General features: G+C 45.5%; 16 protein-coding genes. 8 read left to right on the top strand and 8 right to left on the bottom strand.

Translation table 11 applies throughout. From position 1 onward, the window contains the following. Position 1: 1 nt before the first annotated feature. From C1S74_RS04985 to C1S74_RS04965, 5 genes are all read right to left on the bottom strand, one after another. A complete protein-coding gene (locus tag C1S74_RS04985) occupies positions 2–316 on the bottom strand; it encodes a transposase (protein ID WP_103415242.1) in 315 nt (104 codons plus the stop codon). A gap of 104 nt (positions 317–420) precedes the next feature. Next, positions 421–1,305, bottom strand: coding sequence for a DMT family transporter (locus C1S74_RS04980; RefSeq protein WP_045402975.1), 885 nt, complete (start codon positions 1,303–1,305; stop codon positions 421–423). A 17-nt stretch (positions 1,306–1,322) separates the two neighbouring features. Next, on the bottom strand, positions 1,323–2,039 hold the full coding sequence (locus C1S74_RS04975; protein ID WP_045402978.1) for a 3'-5' exonuclease: 717 nt from the start codon (positions 2,037–2,039) through the stop codon (positions 1,323–1,325). After that, positions 2,039–3,901, bottom strand: a complete 1,863-nt coding sequence (locus C1S74_RS04970) for a putative nucleotidyltransferase substrate binding domain-containing protein (RefSeq protein ID WP_045402980.1) — start codon at positions 3,899–3,901, stop codon at positions 2,039–2,041. Before C1S74_RS04970 ends, C1S74_RS04975 begins: the two co-directional genes overlap by 1 nt. Before the next feature lie 184 nt (positions 3,902–4,085). Beyond that, entirely contained in the window at positions 4,086–4,805 is a 720-nt protein-coding gene (locus tag C1S74_RS04965) for a FadR/GntR family transcriptional regulator (protein ID WP_045402983.1), read from the bottom strand. Positions 4,806–5,173: 368 nt separating this feature from the next. Here C1S74_RS04965 and C1S74_RS04960 point away from each other — a divergent pair, with 368 nt between their 5' ends. From C1S74_RS04960 to C1S74_RS04945, 4 genes are all read left to right on the top strand, one after another. Beyond that, the gene (locus tag C1S74_RS04960; protein WP_045402985.1) at positions 5,174–5,950 is read left to right on the top strand and encodes an SDR family NAD(P)-dependent oxidoreductase; all 777 of its coding nucleotides are present in this window, start codon (positions 5,174–5,176) and stop codon (positions 5,948–5,950) included. A 119-nt stretch (positions 5,951–6,069) separates the two neighbouring features. Further along, on the top strand, positions 6,070–6,786 hold the full coding sequence (locus C1S74_RS04955; protein WP_045402989.1) for a FadR/GntR family transcriptional regulator: 717 nt from the start codon (positions 6,070–6,072) through the stop codon (positions 6,784–6,786). Positions 6,787–6,972: 186 nt separating this feature from the next. Beyond that, a complete protein-coding gene (locus C1S74_RS04950) occupies positions 6,973–8,262 on the top strand; it encodes an MATE family efflux transporter (RefSeq protein ID WP_045402992.1) in 1,290 nt (429 codons plus the stop codon). A gap of 441 nt (positions 8,263–8,703) precedes the next feature. Next, a complete protein-coding gene (locus tag C1S74_RS04945; protein WP_045402995.1) occupies positions 8,704–9,774 on the top strand; it encodes a polysaccharide lyase family 7 protein in 1,071 nt (356 codons plus the stop codon). A 222-nt stretch (positions 9,775–9,996) separates the two neighbouring features. Here C1S74_RS04945 and C1S74_RS04940 read toward each other — a convergent pair whose 3' ends face one another. Beyond that, entirely contained in the window at positions 9,997–12,162 is a 2,166-nt protein-coding gene (locus tag C1S74_RS04940) for a heparinase II/III domain-containing protein (protein WP_045402998.1), read from the bottom strand. Between the two features lie 2 nt (positions 12,163–12,164). Next, the gene (locus C1S74_RS04935) at positions 12,165–14,345 is read right to left on the bottom strand and encodes a heparinase II/III domain-containing protein (RefSeq protein ID WP_045403003.1); all 2,181 of its coding nucleotides are present in this window, start codon (positions 14,343–14,345) and stop codon (positions 12,165–12,167) included. A 395-nt stretch (positions 14,346–14,740) separates the two neighbouring features. On the opposite strand from C1S74_RS04935, the gene C1S74_RS04930 reads away from it, so the two are divergent. The 4 genes from C1S74_RS04930 to C1S74_RS04915 all read left to right on the top strand — a co-directional run bounded on the left by C1S74_RS04930 (position 14,741) and on the right by C1S74_RS04915 (position 19,079). Then, a complete protein-coding gene (locus tag C1S74_RS04930) occupies positions 14,741–15,076 on the top strand; it encodes a cupin domain-containing protein (RefSeq protein WP_005450851.1) in 336 nt (111 codons plus the stop codon). 34 nt (positions 15,077–15,110) lie between these two features. Further along, on the top strand, positions 15,111–16,043 hold the full coding sequence (kdgK, locus tag C1S74_RS04925) for a 2-dehydro-3-deoxygluconokinase (protein WP_045403006.1): 933 nt from the start codon (positions 15,111–15,113) through the stop codon (positions 16,041–16,043). Between the two features lie 78 nt (positions 16,044–16,121). Beyond that, entirely contained in the window at positions 16,122–16,745 is a 624-nt protein-coding gene (locus C1S74_RS04920; protein WP_045403009.1) for a bifunctional 4-hydroxy-2-oxoglutarate aldolase/2-dehydro-3-deoxy-phosphogluconate aldolase, read from the top strand. A gap of 576 nt (positions 16,746–17,321) precedes the next feature. Then, positions 17,322–19,079 carry a sodium:solute symporter family protein gene (locus C1S74_RS04915; protein ID WP_045403012.1) on the top strand — a complete coding sequence of 586 codons (1,758 nt, stop codon included), beginning with the start codon at positions 17,322–17,324 and terminating at the stop codon, positions 19,077–19,079. Between the two features lie 980 nt (positions 19,080–20,059). Here C1S74_RS04915 and C1S74_RS04905 read toward each other — a convergent pair. Beyond that, positions 20,060–20,938 (bottom strand): NAD(P)-dependent oxidoreductase, encoded by an 879-nt coding sequence (locus C1S74_RS04905; protein WP_038875650.1) that lies wholly within the window; start codon positions 20,936–20,938, stop codon positions 20,060–20,062. Positions 20,939–21,079 lie beyond the last annotated feature (141 nt).

Below are 21,079 nucleotides of genomic sequence, written 5' to 3'. Positions count from 1 at the left end.
CTTATTCTTTTAGGCTGTTGAAGTAAGCTTTCGCTTCCTTTAAGAATTCGTTCTCCATCTCAGCCATTTCCAGACGCTTTTTCAACCTTCGAATTTCTTTTTCTAGTTGAACAACTGATTTTTCTGGTCCCACGTTGGGAAGAGTGGGTGATGTATGTTTTTGAGAGGTCATTTCAGCCCTCCATTTGGACAGTAAACTCGGGGAAATGCCTAACGATTTCGCCACTGATTTTACGGTATCAGGAGAATCTAAAGATTGCTGTACGGCCTGTTTCTTGAAATCTTCTGAATGTTTTCGGACAGTTTTTACTTTCATCGCACTCAAATTCCAATATTGAGTGTCTACTTTATTGGGGTCATATCATATAAAAAAGGGAAGCGCGATGCTTCCCTCTTGTATCTGAAATGTGTGTAAGCGATTTACGAAGCTTTTGGTGCCGTTTGCGTTTGGCGCTTGCCACGGAAAAAACGTTGCCAATTGAGTGGCATCATTGGCAGAACAATCAGCAAAATGCCTATCGCAGTAAATAGGTCTGGAATTTCATCAAACCACATCACGCCAAATAGAGTGACAAACGCGAGCCCAGAGTATTCTGCTAGCGCAATTTGACTCGCTGGTGCGCGCTTAAATGCTTTTACGACCAACGCATGATAAGCCAGTACAAACAAGTTAATTGCGACAATCCACATCAGATGCTGCCAAGTAATGGCTTGCCATTGTGGGTAAGCAAGCAACAGTGCGGCGGGTAAGGTCATCAAGGTTGTCCAAAATAGCGTGCACACCAAAGGTTGTTCTTGCGGCATGCGACGAATAAGAATGTTACCGACCCCAATGGCTAACGCACTGCCGAGTGCAATCACCGCAGCCCAATGGAAGTGCTCAGGACGAAGCACAATTAACACGCCACCAAAGCCAATCAAAGTACCGAAGATCTTCCCTTTAGAGGGTTTCTCTTTTAGGAAGATGACTGAAAGAGGTAAAACCAAGAGAGGTCCGACATAGAAAATCGCATTTGCGGTTGCCAGTGGCAGGTGCGTGATCGCCACCATGGCACAGGCGCTGCCGATTAAAATCAGTTGGGCGCGCCAAAAGGTGATCCAATCGCAGCCCATTTGACGTTCTCGATTTTCCAAGCGTAACCAAAGTGGCAGTAATAAAAGTAAGCTGATCAACTGGCGAATAAAGACATACTGGAAAGTGGGAACTTCACCATTGAGCATTTTGAGAGACACGTCTGAAAGAGACGCAACCAGATTCGCCGCCACTAATAGGAAAATGGCGCTAGAGACATCAGATTTTTTCATAATTGAAGTTTAGTGAGTTACATACTCAGTCGATAAAGCGTACCGATTGTGGTTTTGCCTTGAGGGGTAATTCGAGTTTTTTGAGCCAATAGTAGCTCTGCGGTAGCGACGGCATCGGCAAGGGCATTGTGACCGTTGTATTCGGGTAGGCCATAACGAGCCCGAGTACCGGAAAGTGTGACATCAACTTCATCTCGTGGGTTGATGGCTTTTTGCAGATGCTTTTCGATGCACATCGTATCCATCCAAATCAAAGGTGGTTCATGAAGTTTGAATACACGTTGCAGATATTGATTAATGAATTTGGTCTCTACGACGCAAGCATGAGCGACCAAGATTTTGCCTTTGGCGGCTTTAAAGAAAGCGCGCATGGCGTCATGAATGGAGACACCTTCCGAAAGCATTTGTGGTGTGATGTGGTTGATCACCGCGGTTTCAGGTTTTATCTGAGAATCACTGTTGATGTACATGTGTTGGCTAGTAGCGAGATCCACTTTACCGTTGATGATATCCACCCAACCGATAGACAAAATCAGGTCTTCTTCACTGTCTAAGCCAGTGGTTTCCAAATCCAACACAATAAAGTTGGTTTCAGCAGCCGTTTGGTAGGCATCCATTCGTGGTGTTTGCACCAAGGCCTTTATATGCTCAGGCATGTTGGTTTGTTTTGCGTACTGCTCACGTTTGCGATTCATGCGTGAGCAAGGATGAAAATGGTCGAGAATACGCTTCATTAGCGGCTCCCGAAGCGCACTTTGGCTGCTTCTTGTAGGTCTGCAATAATGCGAAATGCGTCTTTCAAATGTTGACGTTCAAAACTGCCAAAGGTGTTTGGATCGATATGGTTATTTGGCTCTTCGCCACGTTTGAGCGCTTCTAATTGATGACCAAAACGGAACGACAAAATGAACTGATAGGCGTTGAGAATGTTCTTGTACGCATCTTCACTCAGCACTCCGGTTTCATTTGCGGCTTTGAACCGTTCGTCGGTGGCAGTTAAGTCGCATTCCACCGCCAAACCATAAATTCGTGCTAAATCGATGATCAAGTTGATGGCGTACTTCTTCACATCCAATGTCTTCTTATTCTCGCCCGATTTTTCCAGAACAAGACTGTTAAAGATGCCCAATGGTGGATTCGTATTGACCGCGTCATTAACCAGCATAGACAGGAACTCGCGGTTGCTGCGGATATTGGTGTGCAGTTCATCTCGCAAGATACTTTCGTAATCTTTATTGCCATAGAGTGTACGAATTTCCAAAAACACACTGATGTTGAGTAGACGTTCGTATTCTGGGTTCGCCACCCACTTCTTATAGTACTTCTTCCATACGCCCAGCGTTTGACACCATTTTGGCGTCGCAGCCATGAACTTGCCTGGACATAAAGGGTAGTCACAACTTGCTAAACCGTTAGTGACGATCATCGCTAGGTGTTTAAAGTAAATTCGGTCGTTTTCAGTCGCATGATCAGCAAGGACAATCGCACTATCTTGGTCAGACAACATATGGACTTCGTTACGCGCATGTGAGCCCGCGACAATCCATGAGAATTCACACGGAGGAGGGCCGAGCTTATCGATCGCGATTTGAATCAAACGACGAGTGTAAGCATCCATAATCATTGTCATTACTTTGCCAATGACCTCTGGTGATACATGGCCGTCGACTAATGCTTCAAAGATGGCTTGGCGCTCTGGAGTAAAGCTTGATAGTGATTTTACACTGCCCGCGTATTTGATTTTCTCGATCAAGAAGATGGCTTGCACACGGTGGTTTTGCACAAGGTGTGTTGTAGTAAGAACGCCCACTACTTTGTTGTTTTCCACCAATGGCAGGTTGCGGATATTGTGCTGCATCATCATCGACGCGGCATGCAAGACGAGATCATCCGGTTTGATGGTCTGCGGGTCATGTGTCATCACTTCAGAAATAGGGCGGTCAGTACTCACCCCTTGTGCGATAACGCGCTTGGTCATGTCGCGGTCGGTAATCAAACCGACGATTTTGTCGTTTTCATAAACCACCGCACACGGTGAGCATTTTGTCAGCATCTCAGTTGCTGCCGCTTGAATCGATTGATCCGCGGTGACCACCGCAACGCGTCCACTTGCGACTTCCCCAACGCGACGAATGAACAACCCTTTTTCTTTGTTCGACCAAACGACATCAAGGGCCGATTTCAAACGTACTTGCGCTTGTGATGCGAAGTGTTCTGCACATTCAGGATGTGCGGAAAATAGTGTTTTTAATGCGGAATTAGGGACGACGTAAACCAGAGAGTTTTCAATCGCGATGGCACGATAGCCCTTATTGCTGTCGACGGCGCGACCAAGGAAAGTAAACCCGAAGATGTCTTCAGGGCCCAGTTTTGCACGCAACACACCGTCGGATTTACGCTGCTCCATCGAGCCAGTACGAATGATGTAGAGCGATTTTTCTTGCCCCGTCGCACATTGGTCAATGACTTCGCCTTTACCCAGATAAGTAATCTGCACGTGCGACGCTAGTTCACGTAAAGCCGGCTTTGGGATCTTGTCGAATGGGTCGATTTGCCCAATGAATTGCAGGATGTTTGGCAGCAAAGATTCAGTCATAAAACAGCGCTATTAGATAGAGGTTTGATTTGTATTATTATATATCCAAATTGAAGTAAAGTATCACTGAATAACAAAAATTTTGTGAAGGAAGTGGATTTTCTGTTGGGGGGCGTTTTTTGGTGCGTTGAAACAAAAAAGCACGCGATGTACGCGTGCTTTCGAGAAATCACAATCTGATGATTTAATTCACAGCTGTTAGGCGGTGCTTCGAATCCAATAGGTGATTAGCTGATGCTTGGCGTGCTTTGTCAGCGTTGCCTGCCATGATTGCATCGTAGATTTGACGGTGTTCTTTGATACACGTGCTGCCTTCTTCTGAAGAGTGTGCAATGAAGTTCACGAACATGGTAGTCAGGATGTTACCGAATGGTAGGTAGAAGTCGTTGCCAGTAGCGTTGAAAATCAGGCTATGAAAACGTGTGTCTACTTCCATCCATTTTTCATGGTCGAACTCGTCCGCTTCTGCAACGTCAACCATATGTTGGAAAGTTTCCGATAATTCAATACGTTGTTCTGCAGTTGCGTGAATTGCAGCAAGTGCACATGCTTCTGGTTCAATTGCACGGCGCAGACCAAGGAATTGACCACAGAACTGGTCTGTGTCTGCTAGACCATCCATCCATTCAATCAGTTGAGGATCCAAGAAGTTCCAGTAAGCGCGGTTAATAACACGAGTCCCCACTTTAGGACGAGACTCAAGCAGACCCTTAGACGTCAGCAATTTTACCGCTTCACGTAGTGCAGTACGGCTGATGCCAAATTGCTCACAAAGAACCATTTCACCTGGAAGGATAGACCCTTGAGGGAGCTTACCAGACAAAATGCCACGCGCGATTTCACGTGCAACTTGCACATGAAGGCTTCGCTTAGAACCTGAGATAGAATGAAATTCGCCAGACATAATCTTCACTTATTGCTAAATATGTATTATTTAAGCCGCACTATAGCACTCCTACTACCCGCTCACCAAGCAGATGTTAACGTAATATAAGAGGGCTCACAGAACGTTGTAGTAAGCTAGGCGCAAACTATGTTTGCGTTGTGTTTTCCGCCAATCTGTTATCGCCCTAAACGCTAATTAGTTGTTAAATTATTCATACAAATAATAGCTGATAATTCCTACTTGTTGTGACCCAAACCACAAATGCCGTCCAAATTCGACGAAATTTGCTGGTTCTTGCTCAATTAGGTGTAATTACGCTTGCAGGAGATAGATCTTATTGTATGATTTATTGCATCAGCACAAACAACAAACATAGGTAAACCGTCATGTTTAACGATTTGAAAGGTAAACGCGTTCTTATCACTGGCTCTACTTCTGGTATGGGCCTTGCGGCTGCACGCGTATTTGCAAAGTACGGCGCGAAAATCGGCATTAACAGCCATCAAGCTGGCCCAGACGCGGATGCCGCAGTGACTGAGCTGACAGCACTTGGTGGTGATGTGAAGTTTTTCCAAGCGAACCTTATGGTGACCGCAGATTGCGAAAAACTGGTTAAGGAGTTCACTGAGCATTTCGGTGGTATGGACGTGCTAATCAACAATGCTGGTGGCCTTGGTGGTCGTGAGAACTTAGAAAACATCGATGATGAGTTCTACAACCGCGTGATGGATCTGAACGCTCGTTCTGCATTGATGACCACTAAGTTTTCAATTCCACACTTACGTGCATCAGCAGCAGAGTCTGGTGAGACTGCTTGTGTTATCAGTACGGGTTCTATTGCTGCTCGTGAAGGTGGTGGTGTTGGCGCTGGTATCTACGCAGCCTCAAAAGCGTGGTTGCATGACATTCACCGTAACTGGGTCAAAGAGTTTACTAAAGACAACATCCGTTTCAACATCGTATCTCCTGGCACTATCGATACTGCATTCCACGATGGTAAGACAGGTGAGTTAAAAGCTGCAATCGCAAACAGCATCCCGATGGGTCGTTTCGGTCGTATCGAAGAAGTTGCTCCAACATTCGCATTCTTCGCATCGCACGCATGTTCTGGTTACATCACAGGCCAAGTTCTGGATGTAAACGGCGGTCAAATGGCGCCATAAGCGCTGACCAATTTCGTTTTAGACGAATACACTGACCTCAAAAAGCCAGCTTCGTCTGGCTTTTTTTGATCATTTATTAAGTGCTACGGCACTGGAAGCATAATTATAAGGAGCGTCAAATGGCAAAGTTTTCTCTTGTGGAAGATTCTCACCGCAAGATCCATGTGCAAGTTGCCAGACAGATCGCCCGAAAAATACTGTCAGGTGAGCTAAATCAAAATGAAAGGCTACCGAATGAAATGGAACTATGCGGCGCTTTTGGCGTGAGTCGCACGGCATTGCGCGAATCCACCAAGCTGCTATCGGCTAAAGGGTTAATCGAGTCAAAGCCAAAAGTGGGCACGACTATTCGTCCACGCAATAATTGGCATTTTCTCGACCCTCAGCTTTTAGAATGGATCCAAGATTTAGAAGATACAGAGCCGTTTCTGGCTCAGTTTTTGGGATTGCGTAAAGCCATCGAGCCAGAGGCGTGTGCCTTGGCTGCGAATAACGCAACAGCAGAGCAACGCAAAGAGTTGTCGGTTATTTTTCAGCGTATGACCATGGCCGCCAGTCGTTACGATTACGACGATTGGACGGTCAACGACCACCTGTTCCACCAGACAATATTCCTTGCTACAGGCAATCAATTCTACATTCCGTTTAGCAATATTCTCTCGACCATTTTCAAGCAGTTTATCGATCATTCAGCTGAAGGCGGCCGATTCTGTATTGAAGAGCATCGCGCGATTTACGATGCCATTATGGCGGGAAATGGAGACCAAGCGCGGTTAGCGTCACATACCTTGCTTAACGATGAAAACCAAAAGCTGTCTCAGGTCGTCAACGGCTGATTAAATCAACGTGTGTTTGGCTTTGCTATAACTTCGAAAAGATAGGGCAAGGCCAACGTTTAGCGACAGCTGCCTTCTGTACCAGTTGCGCTTGTGACAACCCCGTAAGGTCTACCAATGTCCTCCAAACCCTATATAAGAAAAAACCTGTCTCTTGCTTGGCCCTTAGCCTTGAACGCATTATTAATGCAGTCGATGTTAATGATCGACACCTTCCTCGTATCACCGCTCGGTGAAGTTTCCCTTGCTGCAATGGGGATTGCCACAACGATCATTTCCTTTGCCTTAGGCGTACAAATGGCTTTGGCAAATGGCTCTCAATTGGTTCTGAGCCGTGCGGTTGGATCGGGGCTACATCAATCTGTGAACAAAGGATTTTGGGCAGGCCTTATCATTAACGTTCTGGTGGCGGTTGTATTTTGGGCCTTGCTGACATTGTTCGATAAACCTCTGATCAATCAGTTAACTGATAACATCGCGCTTTATGCAGAAACAGAGCGTTACCTTTCTGTTGCCAAGTTCATCATTGTTTTCAACGCGATTACTCAAGTGATGATTGCCTTATTTAATGCGCTAGGACGAACCAAAGTGCCTTTTAAAGGTTACTTGATTGAGTTGCCTGTCAATATGTTGATGTCCTATGTGTTGATTCATGGTTTTGCTGGCTTTGAAGGGATTGGTGTACAAGGTGCTGCTGCGGGAAGTTTGGTTGCTATTGCGATACGCCTACTTTACTTAACTTTATGTATTCGACTGGATGATTCCATTGTGCTTTCGTTGAAGAACTTAGATGCCTCGCTTAAGCGCAATACAATCAACCACTTTAAAGAAATTTTCCCAGTCGCGGCGAATGTCACCATGTTGCAAACTGGCGCGACTATCTACATGCTACTGTATTCACAGTTAACGCTGAATGCTTATGTAGCAATGACGATTGTAATGCCTTGGATAAAAGCGGGATCGCAGTTCATTACGGCATGGGCGCACTCATCGGCGATTACCATCAGTCAAGCGATTGGCTCTCGTCAGATGAACAACTTGAGAAGGGATGTAAACACCAGTATTGATATGGCTGTGATGATCTCATTTGTGTCTGCTGCGTTCTTCCTTGCGTTGAGCTATGTTCTGCCAGGCTTGTACCCTAATTTGGACCCAAGTACTTATCAGGCGCTTTCTGCAATTGCACCTTTGTATATCTTTCTCCCTATTGTCCGTGGGTACAACACGGTACATGGCAATGTCTTGCGCGCGTTAGGTAAGACAACGGATGTATTTAAGATTAACTTTACTGGTCAATGGTTAGTTTCCATTCCTGTTTGTGCGTTGATAATTCTTTATTTAGACCTTTCAGTCTTCTGGGCATTCGCTGTCATGCCATTTGAAGAAATTGTGAAAGCACTGCCATTCAGACACTTGGCACGTAAGTCTCTTAAGGAGTTTGATCTGAATAAAGCAGAGAAGCTCATGTATGATTAGGGCTTGTTGATCTTTCGTGGTTAAATTTTGTTCGGATGGGGGCGCCTAGCTCGAACCCTTTGGGCAGCGTTTGTTGGTCATTTCTACTGCGTTATCGACTTTTATGTAGGCTACTACACATCAAAGCCTCTGCCTTGTATAAATACCCAACAATCCGCTGCAAAAATCAGCTCGAAAGGTCAACAGGTCCTTGTTCTTACTAATTTTTGGATTCTAAGCCCTCAAGAGTGAGGGCTTTTTTATGCGTGGAAATTAGATTGTTGAGTGGGGAGTAAAATAAAGTGCTTTTAAAATAACGATTTTTTCTAATTTTTGATCAAGGTAGAAATTGTGACGATCAAACTGTGAGCGATTTTACACATCAATCACCTCGACCTTTTTAATTTTTCATTTCTTAATATTATGTATGACAATAATACATAAAAAGGAAATGAAAGATCCATGTGTAATAAAAACAAACTGAATAAGAACCTTCTTACCGCAGCCCTAATCACCGCTTTGCCAATGGCGGCACTGGCACACAATCAGGTGCCACATCCTGTTCCTGCGGATAAGTTCGATATGATGAATTGGAAGATCACGTTGCCAATGGATAAAGACAACAACGGCCGTGCCGATGAGATCGAAGGCGTAGCAATGTTGAGCTACTCGCACCACCATTACTTCTTCTTAGACGAGAACGACAATATGGTGTTTGAAGTACCAAACATGGCAGTAACGACCAAAGGATCAACCAACGCGCGTTCTGAGTTACGTCAGATGGGACGTGGTACTGATGTTGATATCAGTGTGAAAGCGCCAGAAAATAACTGGTCGATTGCGGCACACCCACAAGCGGATTCATTCAGTTCGGTAGGCGGCACACTCGAAGCGACATTAAAAGTGAACCATGTGGCAATGCGCTCTAAGAACCCTGAGAAGTATCCTGCATACTCCGTTGTTGTCGGGCAGATTCATGCGGGTAAAGACCCTGCACAGTTAGAAGCCAACACCGGATTTGGTCATGGTAACGAGCCGCTTAAAATTTTCTACAAGAAGTGGCCAAACCACAAAATGGGCTCGGTCTTCTGGACTTACGAACGCAACCTAGCCAAAGCAGACCCAGACCGCACGGACATTGCTTATCCAGTATGGGGTAATACGTGGGAGAACAAGAATGAACCTGGTGACAAAGGCATCGCATTGGGTGAAGAGTTCAGCTACAGCGTGAAGGTAGTTGGTAACATTATGCAGCTTGAGTTTGAAGCTGAGGGGCATCCAACCGTGAAATACGAGCTGGACCTGAGCAATAACCTTGATGCCAACGGTAAGGTCGATAGCAAAGACTTCGCACAAGGTTACTCAAACGAGTGGTTCTACTTTAAAGCTGGTGCTTATGGTCAGTGTAGCGTGAAAACGGGCGAGAACTTCTGGGCAACTGGTTGTGAAGGAACGGGTGATTTCGAGACTGATAAGAAGAACGGAGATTACAGCAGTGCGACCTTCTCTATGCTTAAGCTGAACGGCAAGTAGTCTCGATAGCTAATCGTTAATTTCTACCATCCCTAATCATTGGAGTCCCATGGTTAGGGATTTTTTGTGTCCCAAGAAAACACGTACAAACGATTTGATTGGTATTGATAAAACGGAGAGGGAGACCATTGATGGAAGTAAACGAAAAAAAAGCCGGACATGATGTCCGGCTTTGACTTAGTTCCCGATTTTTTACATTCAATTTCAGATAAGGTCTGAAGATTAAATTTGTGCGAATGCGCCTTCCCAAGTGTAAGTCACACCGTCGAACTCTACGCTGTGCGTTGCGTTCTGTTTGTTTTCGTCTAGGTTGCAGATAGCGAACAGGTAAGTGTTGCCAGTTGTTGTCTGTAGACGAATCACGGTACCGACTTCATTGTTACCAACAACGGTTACTGACTTAACCAAACCACGAGCGCCAACCGATGCTTCGATAGATTCGTTGAAGTAGCCGTGCGTTTCTAGCACAGAAGCAAACACGTGATTTTGACCGGATTGACGTAAGATCAGTGCTGGCTCGCTCTTCAAGTTGAAGTCTGGATCGTTTGCCCCAGTACGTGCGAAGAATACTTCACCGCCGTTTGGTGCACTCGTCACAAGCGAGTAGTAGCTGCTGTCATGTAGCCAGCTTACAAGCGAGCTGCCTTCTACTTGACCCGAACCTACATTCCATAGATGTTGGTAGCCGTTGTCTTCGCCTAAAGGACGTAGCGTGCTTTCAACATCGTATTCGAAATCGGTACGGATGATTTGGCCAGAGTAGTGCACTGGTAGGTCGTACTGGTGCTCTTTATCTGCTTTGATGCGGTAAACATCAATCACTAGCGGCTTTTCGAACTCTGGCAATTCAGCAAGAATGATGCTGCGTTGCATGTCTACGCCGTTGTAGTAACCAGAAATACGACCGCTCATGCCTTGTAGCTTTTCATCGTCTGCTTTGAAGAAGTGCTTAGAGCCGAATTTCGTTTCTGCTAGTGCCGTGTCGAAATTGTTCTGTGTCTTTTGGTCAACCGTCACAGTGTTGTGCGCGACAGTTTGCTTACAGTAAGACTTGTTCTCAGGGATGTAACGACCGCCAAACTTAGGCTCTACGTTCACCCAGCGTCCAAAGCCGTAATCGTGCAGCACTTCATGGCCGCGGTTAAACACACTTAGGTGTAGACCATCGTAGTGACCGTGGTCTAGAGCCGAGTGGTACTGGTGGTCACTGCCGTGTTGACCAAACCAGATAAGCGCCATCGTGTCGTCATCTTGCTCGTCACGGTGACGAAGGATGCTCACGCCGCCTTTCTCGCCTTCTGGACCGTCAGTAACAAATAGGCTGCCCCAGTTGAATGGTTTGATGTTCTCTGTTGTTGCAACAGCATCAGACAGTGTTTTACCTGAGATGTGAACCCAAACGTCTTGCTGGTGGTCTGCCATGCCAAGTAGCGTTTCAGTTTGCTCGTAGCGGTGGTAACACACAGACGTCGCCATGATCACGCCTTCATCGTTGATGGAAATCGTCTTCGATGAATCGTTCAGTGCTGGCAATGTGCCATCTGGGAATGCTGTCTTGAATACCGCGTACGACGTTGTCTTGATCACAGAGTCATTAAACTCGTAAATCTTAAGCTCTGGCTGACGGCGTTCAATCGCTTCTGCAAATAAGTAGATTGGGCGTAGCGAGAAGCGGTGGTAGTAAGGACCTTCCATGTAGTAGCCGTCTGGCGAGAACAGTTGGTCTAGCTGAGCTAGGAAGCCGCCGCTGACTTTGTCCAGTTTCAAGCCGTAAAGCGCTTTGTCTACCGCTTCTTGATCGTTAATTGCGTAACCACAGATACCTACCGCCGCTACTGCCCACAGACCGTGGTTGTGTACGATGTCGAAGTCGTGGCCGTAAGTCACTACGAACAGCTCAATCATTTGCTTGAACAGATCGTTTTCAATCAGTGTTTTTTGCTCTTCTTCCAGAGTGTGGTAAACGCAGCTGTACGCACAAGAAGCGTAAAGCATCCACATGTTCTCGTTTAGAGTCTGGTGGAAGATCTTACCCGGAGGGTTAGAGTCACGGCTGGTGTTGCTTTCTAGCGTTGGGTAAACCTTCGCGTATGCCGTTAGCATGTCCACAATGTAATCGCGGTATTTTTGCTCGCCAGTGATCAGGAACAGGCGACCCGCAAGGTCAATGTGGATGTAGTTTTGCTTGTGGCGGTTGTGCTCGTAACCACCACCTTCGCCGTGACCTGGGACTTCAATACCCACCTGCGCCATGTAAGTGTCAGTTTGCTTGATATCACGTGCGAGTGCGTTTCCTAATAGGCTATCCGTGCCAAGTGCTTTGCTTAGTTCTGCCGCTTCTTCAAAGTTCATTAATAGCGGTTGGTAAGACTGGGTTTGGTAGCTCATTATTATTTCTCCTGCTCGAATGCGTTGCTTTCTACTTCGGTAACTTCTAGCGAGTAGAAGCCATTCCAGCTGTATGTTTTACCGTTAATTTCTACTTGGTGTGGGGTTTGGTTGTCAGCGCCTAGCACATTGCTGATCATCACCGTTACCAGTGATTTCTCAGTTGTGATTTCTACGATGCTGCCAACGGCGTTGTAGCCCACGACGCGGATGTCTTTTACCTGACCACGTGCATTCACAGATTGCTCAAACTCTTCGTTGAAGTAACCGTGTGTCTCTAACACAGAAGCAAACAAAGTTGATTCGCCTTTGCTGCGCAAGATGAATGCTGGTTCGCTACGTAGGTTAAAGCTTGGGTCATTTGCGCCAGTACGAGTGAAGATCACTTCATTGTCCCCGTTCTGTTTTGCACTGCTACTTGTGCCTAACCAAGTGTAGTAGGTGTTGTTTTGTAGCCAGCTAACCAGTGCCGTATCTTGCACTTTGCCGCTCGCTACTTTCCAAAGGTGTTGGTAACCGAAGTTGTCACCAAGCGTGTTCAGCTCACCAAAGCTTTGGTAATCGAAGTTAGTGCGTACAATTTGACCATCGTATTGATGAGAGTAGTCGTACTGATGCTCGCCTTCACCTTCGATGCGGTAAAGGTCTAGCAATAGCGGCGCTTCAAGCTCATCTAGGTTCAACATAAACACACTGCGTTGCATGTCTGTATTCGGGTAATGGTCGTTGGCAAACGCACTCATACCATTGATTTCAGTACCTTCTACTTTGAAGAAGTGTGGCAAGCCGTGTACTGAATCTGCGCGGTCTACATCAAAGCCATTTTGGCATTGCTCATCAATCGTTACCGCATTGTGCGCGATAGTTTGACGTGCGTAGGATTTGTTTTCGTCTAGGTAACGACCACCAAATTTAGGCTCTACGTTTACCCAGCGGCAGAAACCGTATTCACGCAACACTTCTTGACCACGGTTGAAGAAGCTAATGCCAAGCGTATCGAAGTTACCATGCCCCATGCCGTGTTGACCGTAATTCATCACAAGTTGTGATACATCACCGGATTTATCCTGCATGCGAATAAAACCTTGTGCACCGTTGTTGCCTTCTGGGCCTTCGTTTAACTCAACACTTGGCCAGAAAGGCATGCCAATTTCACGGTCAGCAGTTGCTTTATCGTAAGCTTGGGAAAGCTCTAAACCACATGGGTGCATCCATACTGCGTTCTGGATTTTCGCCATGCCTAGGATGTTGTCGTCCAAACCGTAATGCTTGCTGTACACGCTAACGGCAACTTGTACGCCCATGTCAGTAATGCTCATGGTGCGAGATGCATCGTTCAACGCTGGGAACTCACCGTTCGGGTAAGCCGTTGCTAACATCGCTTGTACTGTGTTGCCAATCACTTTACCTTTGTAATTGTAGATATCTACTTCAGGCATGTGACGGTGTACTACTTCAGCAAAGACACATGTAGGGCGAATTGCGTAGCGGTGGTAGTAAGGGCCTTCCATATAGTAACCAGAAGGCGCGAAAAGTTGAGAAATTTGCGCTAGGAAGCCGCCAGTATCGTTACGATCTAGACCGTATACTGACATGTCCATGTACTCGCGTTTACCGATAGCCAAGCCACAAATACCCACTGCAGCTACCGCCCAAATACCGTGGTTGTGAATACGGTCGAAATCGTGAGCGTATTTCACGGTGAACATGTCTAGCATTGGTTCGAAGATACGTTCAACAACCGCTGTGCGTTCTTCTTCAGTCATCGTTGAAGCTACGCAAGAGTATGCGAGACTAGTAAACATTAACCAACAGTGTTCATTAAGGATCTGGTGGAAAAGACGACCTGTTGGGTTAGTGTTTTTCTGAACGTGAAAATCAAACGTTAAGTACTTCTCTGCATAGATAGCAAGAAGGTCTTTAACAAACTGTGCGTATTTTTCTTCTTGAGTGATCAAGAACAAGCGACCCGCTAAGTTCATGTAAGTGTAGTTTTGCTTGTGACGGTTGTGTTCGTAACCGCCTGCTTCGCCGTGGCCAGGTACGTCTAGAGGCAGACGCATGAAAGCTTCTAATTCCTTGCAGTTTGCTGCGATGGTCTTACCCATCAAGCTCGGCTTTCCGACTTCCTTTCTTAGTAGTTCGATTTCTGATTCAGTCAACAAAATCGGTTGTGTAGTCATTTTCTTTACCACCCTCAGATGAAGTGTGTTGTTTTCTTAAACTTTCTATAAAGTAATACAATATTAAGTTTGTTTGTAGGATTTATGACAAAAAGGGAGAGTGATATCACGTGAAATCATGTAAGTAGTTGATTTTTATTGGTGTGATATGTGGTGTGGATACTTATGTTTCCACCTTATTAATCCTTAAAAAGAGTGCCTCTGGCACGTCTACATGATGGATATCACATATTTTTAGATATATTGTATGACAATTAAGAGAGATCGGATATGCTCGTTATCAATTCAGCAGCGAATCCTTTCTCTTTGAGTTTTGCTTTTATTAAGAGCGCTAATGGTAATAAGAGAGTGAATTTCAGGGTTGGCTTTAATAGAGACTTTTTAGGAGTATGACGATGAATTCTTTTTTTGTATTAGATGAGAACCCATGGGAAGAGCTAGGCGGCGGTATCAAACGCAAGATCGTTGCTTACACTGATGACCTAATGGCGGTTCACCTATGTTTCGATAAAGGCGCAATTGGTGCACCACATACACACGAAATTCATGACCAAATCGGTTACGTAGTACGTGGTAGCTTTGAAGCTGAAATTGAAGGTGAGAAAAAAGTATTGAAAGAAGGCGACGCATACTTCGCACGTAAGCACATGATGCACGGTGCGGTGGCACTAGAGCAAGACAGCATCCTTCTGGATATCTTCAACCCAGCTCGTGAAGACTTCTTAAAGTAATCTATAGCGCAACCTCAGTTGCTAAGGTGACAACATGAAATCATTAAACATCGCGGTCATTGGCGAATGTATGGTTGAGCTACAGAAAAAGGAAGGTCAGCTACAACAGTCATTCGGTGGTGATACGTTAAATACGGCGCTGTATTTATCTCGTTTGACAAAAGCTCACGACATTAAAACCAGTTATGTAACCGCACTAGGTAACGATCCTTTTAGCCAAGAAATGCTAACGGCGTGGCAAGAAGAGGGTATTGATACCAGTCTAGTACTGTCTGTAACTGAAAAGCAGCCAGGTATTTACTACATCGAAACTGATGAGACAGGCGAACGTTACTTCCACTATTGGCGTAATGAAGCGGCGGCGAAGTTCTTATTCGAACAGAATGAGTCTCCTGCATTAGTCGACCAACTATACTCGTACGATGCGGTTTACTTGAGCGGTATTACGCTTGCGATCCTGACAGAAGAAGGTAAGAGGCAGTTATTCGGCTTCCTTGAGCGTTTTAAGGCTCAAGGTGGCAAAGTTATCTTTGATAACAACTACCGTCCGAAGTTGTGGGTAAGCCGTGAAAATGCAATGTCTTGGTACCTTAAGATCCTTAAGCACACAGATATTGCACTGCTGACTTTCGATGATGAGCAAATGCTGTTTGGTGATGAACACCTAGAGCAATGCATTGAAAGAACGTCTTCATTAGGCGTGGATGAGATCATCATTAAACGTGGTAGCAAAGATTGTTTAGTTGTCGCAAATGGTGAAGCGCAATACGTGGCACCAGATAAAGTGGACAACGTGATCGATACCACCGCAGCGGGTGATTCATTCAGTGCAGGTTTCTTGGCAAAACGCCTAACAGGTGGAAATGCTGTAGAAGCCGCATATTCAGGTCACTGCATGGCAGGCGCAGTAATTCAGCACAAAGGTGCCATTATTCCACGCGACGTAATGCCAGATCTTCCATTGTAATTCTTCTGCAGTCAGTTGAGGTTTCAACTGACTGCTTTGACTTATTGAACTCAAGTTAACGACGACGAGTACACTCTTATGACGACATTAAACGAACAACTAGCAAACCTAAAAGTAATCCCTGTTATTGCCATCAACAAAGCAGAAGACGCGATCCCTCTAGGCCGTACTTTGGTTGAAAACGGTATGCCTTGCGCAGAAATCACGTTCCGCACAGAGTGTGCAGCAGAAGCAATTCGTGCAATGCGCGCTGAGTTCCCTGAAATGCTGATCGGTGCAGGTACTATCTTAACTAACGAGCAAGTGGACGAAGCGGTTGATGCAGGCGTGGACTTTATCGTTAGCCCTGGTTTTAACCCTCGTACAGTTCAATACTGTATCGACAAGAACGTAGCAATCGTACCGGGCGTAAACAACCCAAGCCTTGTTGAACAAGCAATGGAAATGGGTCTTCGCACGCTGAAGTTTTTCCCGGCTGAGCCATCAGGCGGCGTAGGTATGCTTAAAGCACTGACAGCGGTTTACCCTGTAAAATTCATGCCTACAGGCGGCGTTAGCCTAGGTAATGTAGATGAGTACTTGTCTATCCCTTCAGTGCTGGCATGTGGTGGTACTTGGATGGTTCCAACCAAACTTATCGATGAAGGTAAGTGGGACGAGTTAGGTAAGCTCGTTCGCGATGCGGTTGCTCACGTAGCATAAGTGTCGTAACACCCCGATAAAACTAGCGAAAAGAATGCAAAGCGAGCCTCAGGGCTCGCTTTTTTTGTATTTGAAAGAGATGAGATTGGAGATGCGAGAAAAAGAAACCAGAAACGAGAGGTTAGAATCGAGAAACGAGATTTGAAAGGTGGGAACGGAAAGCGCTGAACTTGCCTTGCGTCATCCTCGAGAGCGACGAAGGAGCGAGTCGGGGATCTCAGTTTGCATGCGGACTCTCTTTGTATTTACTTCCCCATTCATCGAAACATTTTATTACGTTTCCTTCCAATAAATGCCACGCATTTTTGATCTACGGACAAAGCAGTGGAAAGTAAAATATTCCATACTTTAATGAATCGCTAATATATTATTTGTATTACAATATAAAGCTAATGGCTAGCTTGGTCATTCTACCTTTGAACCTCAATAGGCCAAGAAAATAAAGGATTTCCTGTCATTTTCTTAACGAAATAACTTATGTTCTAGATCACAATTAAAGCTTATTGTAGTACAAATAAAATAATGAACAGAGTAGTCTAGGTGTTAGAAAATGATCAAACTTGAAAGGCTGAAAAAATGACTATTGATACTCTTGTTGTTCTTGCCTACTTCTTCTTCTTAGTTGCTATTGGTTGGATGTTCCGTAAATTCACTACATCAACCAGTGACTACTTCCGAGGGGGCGGTAAGATGTTATGGTGGATGGTAGGTGCTACCGCCTTCATGACGCAATTTTCAGCATGGACGTTTACAGGTGCCGCAGGACGCGCGTTCAACGACGGTTTCGTTGTTGTAATCCTATTCTTAGCCAATGCATTTGGCTACTTCATGAACTACCTCTACTTTGCTCCAAAGTTCCGTCAACTACGTGTAGTAACGGCAATTGAAGCGATTCGCCAACGTTTTGGTAAGACTTCAGAGCAGTTCTTCACTTGGGCGGGTATGCCAGACAGCTTGATCTCAGCGGGTATTTGGCTGAACGGTCTTGCAATCTTTGTGGCAGCGGTCTTCAACATTCCAATGGAAGCGACCATCATCGTAACTGGTCTGGTTCTGATGCTGATGGCGGTAACCGGTGGTTCTTGGGCCGTTGTAGCGTCTGATTTTATGCAGATGCTAGTTATCATGGCGGTAACGATCACTTGTGCAGTGGCGGCTTACTTCCATGGTGGCGGTATCGGCAACATTGTGTCGAACTTCCACGGCGACTTTATGCTGGGTAACAACCTGAACTACGTCAGTATCTTTATCCTTTGGGTAGTGTTCATCTTTGTTAAGCAGTTCGGTGTAATGAACAACAGCATCAACGCTTACCGTTACCTTTGTGCAAAAGACAGTGAAAACGCGCGTAAAGCGGCTGGCCTTGCATGTGTGCTGATGATTGTTGGTCCTATCATTTGGTTCCTACCACCTTGGTACGTAGCGGCATTCATGCCTGATTTCGCAGAGCAATACGGCTCAGTAGGTGGTGATGCAGCTTACCTAGCATTCGTACAAAACGTAATGCCAGCAGGTATGGTGGGTCTTCTGATGTCAGCGATGTTTGCGGCAACCATGTCTTCTATGGACTCAGGCCTGAACCGTAACGCTGGTATCTTCGTGATGAACTTCTACAGCCCAATCGTGCGCCCACAAGCGTCGCAGAAAGAGCTGGTTATCGTGAGTAAAGCGACGACTATCGTAATGGGCTTCATCATCATTGGTATCGGTCTATTCATTAACTCACTGCGTCACTTGAGCCTGTTCGATATCGTACTGAACGTGGGTGCGTTGATTGGCTTCCCAATGTTGATTCCTGTACTACTTGGTATGTGGATTCGTAAGACGCCAGATTGGGCTGGTTGGGCAACATTGGTTGTTGGTGGTCTTGTTTCTTACATCTTCGGTATCTCGTTACAAGCAGAAGACGTACAGCACCTATTTGGCCTAGAGCAAGCGTTTACAACTCGTGAGTGGGCCGACCTGAAAGTTGGCTTGAGCTTAGCGGCACACGTTGTCTTTACTGGTGGTTTCTTCCTACTGACAACACGCTTCTACAAAGGTCTATCGCCTGAACGTGAGAAGGAAGTGGATCAATTGTTCGAGAACTGGAACACGCCACTTGTGGCTGACAGTGAAGAGCAGCAAAACCTAGATACAAAACAGCGTGGTATGCTTGGTAAGCTAATCAGCGTAGCTGGCTTCGGTATCCTAGCGATGGCTCTGATTCCGAACGAACCATCAGGTCGACTACTGTTCATCTTGTGTGGTGCGATTGTTCTCTCAGTAGGTGTTCTACTGGTGAACGCTGCGAGAGGGCCTAAAAACCCAAAGCTTGCTAACGCGAAAAGCTAAGTCGCACTTAACTGGCTTTCTCTAATAAAAATCCCACAGTGATTACACTGTGGGATTTTTTTGTTTGAGCAAGGACTCAACTGCATAAATTTGACGCTTAACTGGTTTGAAGCCTGCCCAAATCGTGGATGTTAATACTATCCGCAATCTTAACGCTACTTCACGTTCATCTCTCTTCATTCAAATTGACTGAATGACCGCAATGCAGATCCCCATGATAGAACGTTAACGCATGCGTGATCTGCTCTTCGATTCCACCTAGCACCCTTGATGCCATTAGAGCGTGATTCTATAAGTTTGTCCTTTGAGTATTTACCTAGAGGTGAGTGGCGCAGCTGTTAGTCATATTGACGCTGTAAACAGTGACGCGTTGGATTTCAATACAAATACCGAGATAGATATTATGAAACACGTTTATTTTGCCGGGAAAAGGAGTAAAGCGATGATCAAAGAATTTTTAATGTCGCTGCTGTCGCTATCGTTGTTTTGGGTTACAAGCGTGCAGACGGACCTCCCTGATATTCGTCAGCTAGAAACATGTAAGATTGACGTTAATGGCTCTCAACTAACAAATGATTTTTGGAGGCGTCTTGTGTGTGGGCGGTGGATTTGAATAATGCGTTGCAGGTGCGTAACGTCAATGACAAAGCCGTTGCGATACTCATTAGTAAGCCAATGACTCAGAAGCAAGCAGATGAGTGAGGGGATTCCCGAAGGTGCACGATGCTCATTTGAATCTGTCGGAGTCTCGCTAGACAGTTCTCAAAAACCGATAGTCATTATCCTGCCAACTAGAGAGGCTTTGGTGTGCTCAACTATTCTAATCGACGAGATCTTTTTCCAGAATTACCAATGGAATGAGTGAGAGGAGAGAAGGACTGACGAATGAGTGATGAACGCCAAAAGAATGCTATTCGACAAGAACAAAAAAGCCTTGCTACGAGGTTAGCAAGGCTTTGAAAAATAATATTAGAAGGGGATTAACCTTCTAGTTCAGCAAAGTAGTCAAAGATAACTGGAACGTCATTCTGACCAAGACCTTGGTCTACTGCTGCTTGTAGGCTCTTAGAAGTGCCCTCTGCGATTAGAGACTCAGTACCTAGGTCTTTAACCATTTCTAGGAAGTAACCTAGATCTTTGTTTGCGTTCGCGATTGAGAAACCTAGCTTCTCTTCGCCGTCTACAGCGTAGAACTTACAGAACTGCATGAAAGGAGAGTTCGAAGGACCAGCAGACATGATGTCAAATAGCTGTTGACCATCAACACCAGCACGTTTAGCAACGGCAAACGCTTGAGACATGGTTGCAACAGTCGTCATGCCCATGAAGTTGTTTACTAGCTTAGTCACGTGACCAGAACCTAGTGCGCCTAGGTGGAATACGTTCTCGCCTTGCTCATCAAGAACAGGTTTAACTTTGTTAAAGGTTTCGATGTCACCAGCTGCCATGATGTTCAGAAGACCATCTTTAGCGTGAGCAGGAGTACGGCCTAGAGGCGCATCAATCATACCTGCGCCTTTCGCCGCTAGATCAGCACCGATCTTACGAGTAGAAGCTGGGATAGATGTACCGAAGTCGATCAGTGTCGCGCCTTCTTTGATACCTGCTAGGATACCTTCTTCACCGTAAACGATTTTTTCTACAACTTCAGAAGTCGTTAGACATAGCATCACGATGTCACTTGCTTCAGCAAGTTCTTTTGGTGTGTTTGCTGCTTTAGCACCGCGAGCAACACAAGCTGCCACAGCGTCTTTATTCAAATCCATTACGTTTAATTCGTAACCACGGTTTTGTAAGTTCTCAACCATGTTTCCACCCATCAGACCAAGGCCGATGAAACCAATGACAGGTTTTGTCATATCAGACTCCAAATATCGTATTGTATGATTATATGGCTTTATATTAAGTCTTCAGTTGGAATTTGCAATCGGAAAATGCAGTGAATATGGTTTTATCGATGTTTTTTGGCAAAAGTGAGAGGTTGGTTGGCCCATTGGCTC

It is taken from the genome of Vibrio hyugaensis, from assembly GCF_002906655.1.
In the GTDB taxonomy this organism is placed as follows: domain Bacteria; phylum Pseudomonadota; class Gammaproteobacteria; order Enterobacterales; family Vibrionaceae; genus Vibrio; species Vibrio hyugaensis.
The sequence above is the reverse complement of the archived record's forward strand: the minus strand, read 5'-3'. Positions and strand labels throughout refer to the sequence as shown.

Coding starts and splice junctions, on each gene's coding strand:
- C1S74_RS04985 (WP_103415242.1), bottom strand. CDS start 316: ATGAAAGTAAAAACTGTCCGAAAACATTCAGAAGATTTCAAGAAACAG.
- C1S74_RS04980 (WP_045402975.1), bottom strand. CDS start 1,305: ATGAAAAAATCTGATGTCTCTAGCGCCATTTTCCTATTAGTGGCGGCG.
- C1S74_RS04975 (WP_045402978.1), bottom strand. CDS start 2,039: ATGAAGCGTATTCTCGACCATTTTCATCCTTGCTCACGCATGAATCGC.
- C1S74_RS04970 (WP_045402980.1), bottom strand. CDS start 3,901: ATGACTGAATCTTTGCTGCCAAACATCCTGCAATTCATTGGGCAAATC.
- C1S74_RS04965 (WP_045402983.1), bottom strand. CDS start 4,805: ATGTCTGGCGAATTTCATTCTATCTCAGGTTCTAAGCGAAGCCTTCAT.
- C1S74_RS04960 (WP_045402985.1), top strand. CDS start 5,174: ATGTTTAACGATTTGAAAGGTAAACGCGTTCTTATCACTGGCTCTACT.
- C1S74_RS04955 (WP_045402989.1), top strand. CDS start 6,070: ATGGCAAAGTTTTCTCTTGTGGAAGATTCTCACCGCAAGATCCATGTG.
- C1S74_RS04950 (WP_045402992.1), top strand. CDS start 6,973: ATGCAGTCGATGTTAATGATCGACACCTTCCTCGTATCACCGCTCGGT.
- C1S74_RS04945 (WP_045402995.1), top strand. CDS start 8,704: ATGTGTAATAAAAACAAACTGAATAAGAACCTTCTTACCGCAGCCCTA.
- C1S74_RS04940 (WP_045402998.1), bottom strand. CDS start 12,162: ATGAGCTACCAAACCCAGTCTTACCAACCGCTATTAATGAACTTTGAA.
- C1S74_RS04935 (WP_045403003.1), bottom strand. CDS start 14,345: ATGACTACACAACCGATTTTGTTGACTGAATCAGAAATCGAACTACTA.
- C1S74_RS04930 (WP_005450851.1), top strand. CDS start 14,741: ATGAATTCTTTTTTTGTATTAGATGAGAACCCATGGGAAGAGCTAGGC.
- kdgK (WP_045403006.1), top strand. CDS start 15,111: ATGAAATCATTAAACATCGCGGTCATTGGCGAATGTATGGTTGAGCTA.
- C1S74_RS04920 (WP_045403009.1), top strand. CDS start 16,122: ATGACGACATTAAACGAACAACTAGCAAACCTAAAAGTAATCCCTGTT.
- C1S74_RS04915 (WP_045403012.1), top strand. CDS start 17,322: ATGACTATTGATACTCTTGTTGTTCTTGCCTACTTCTTCTTCTTAGTT.
- C1S74_RS04905 (WP_038875650.1), bottom strand. CDS start 20,938: ATGACAAAACCTGTCATTGGTTTCATCGGCCTTGGTCTGATGGGTGGA.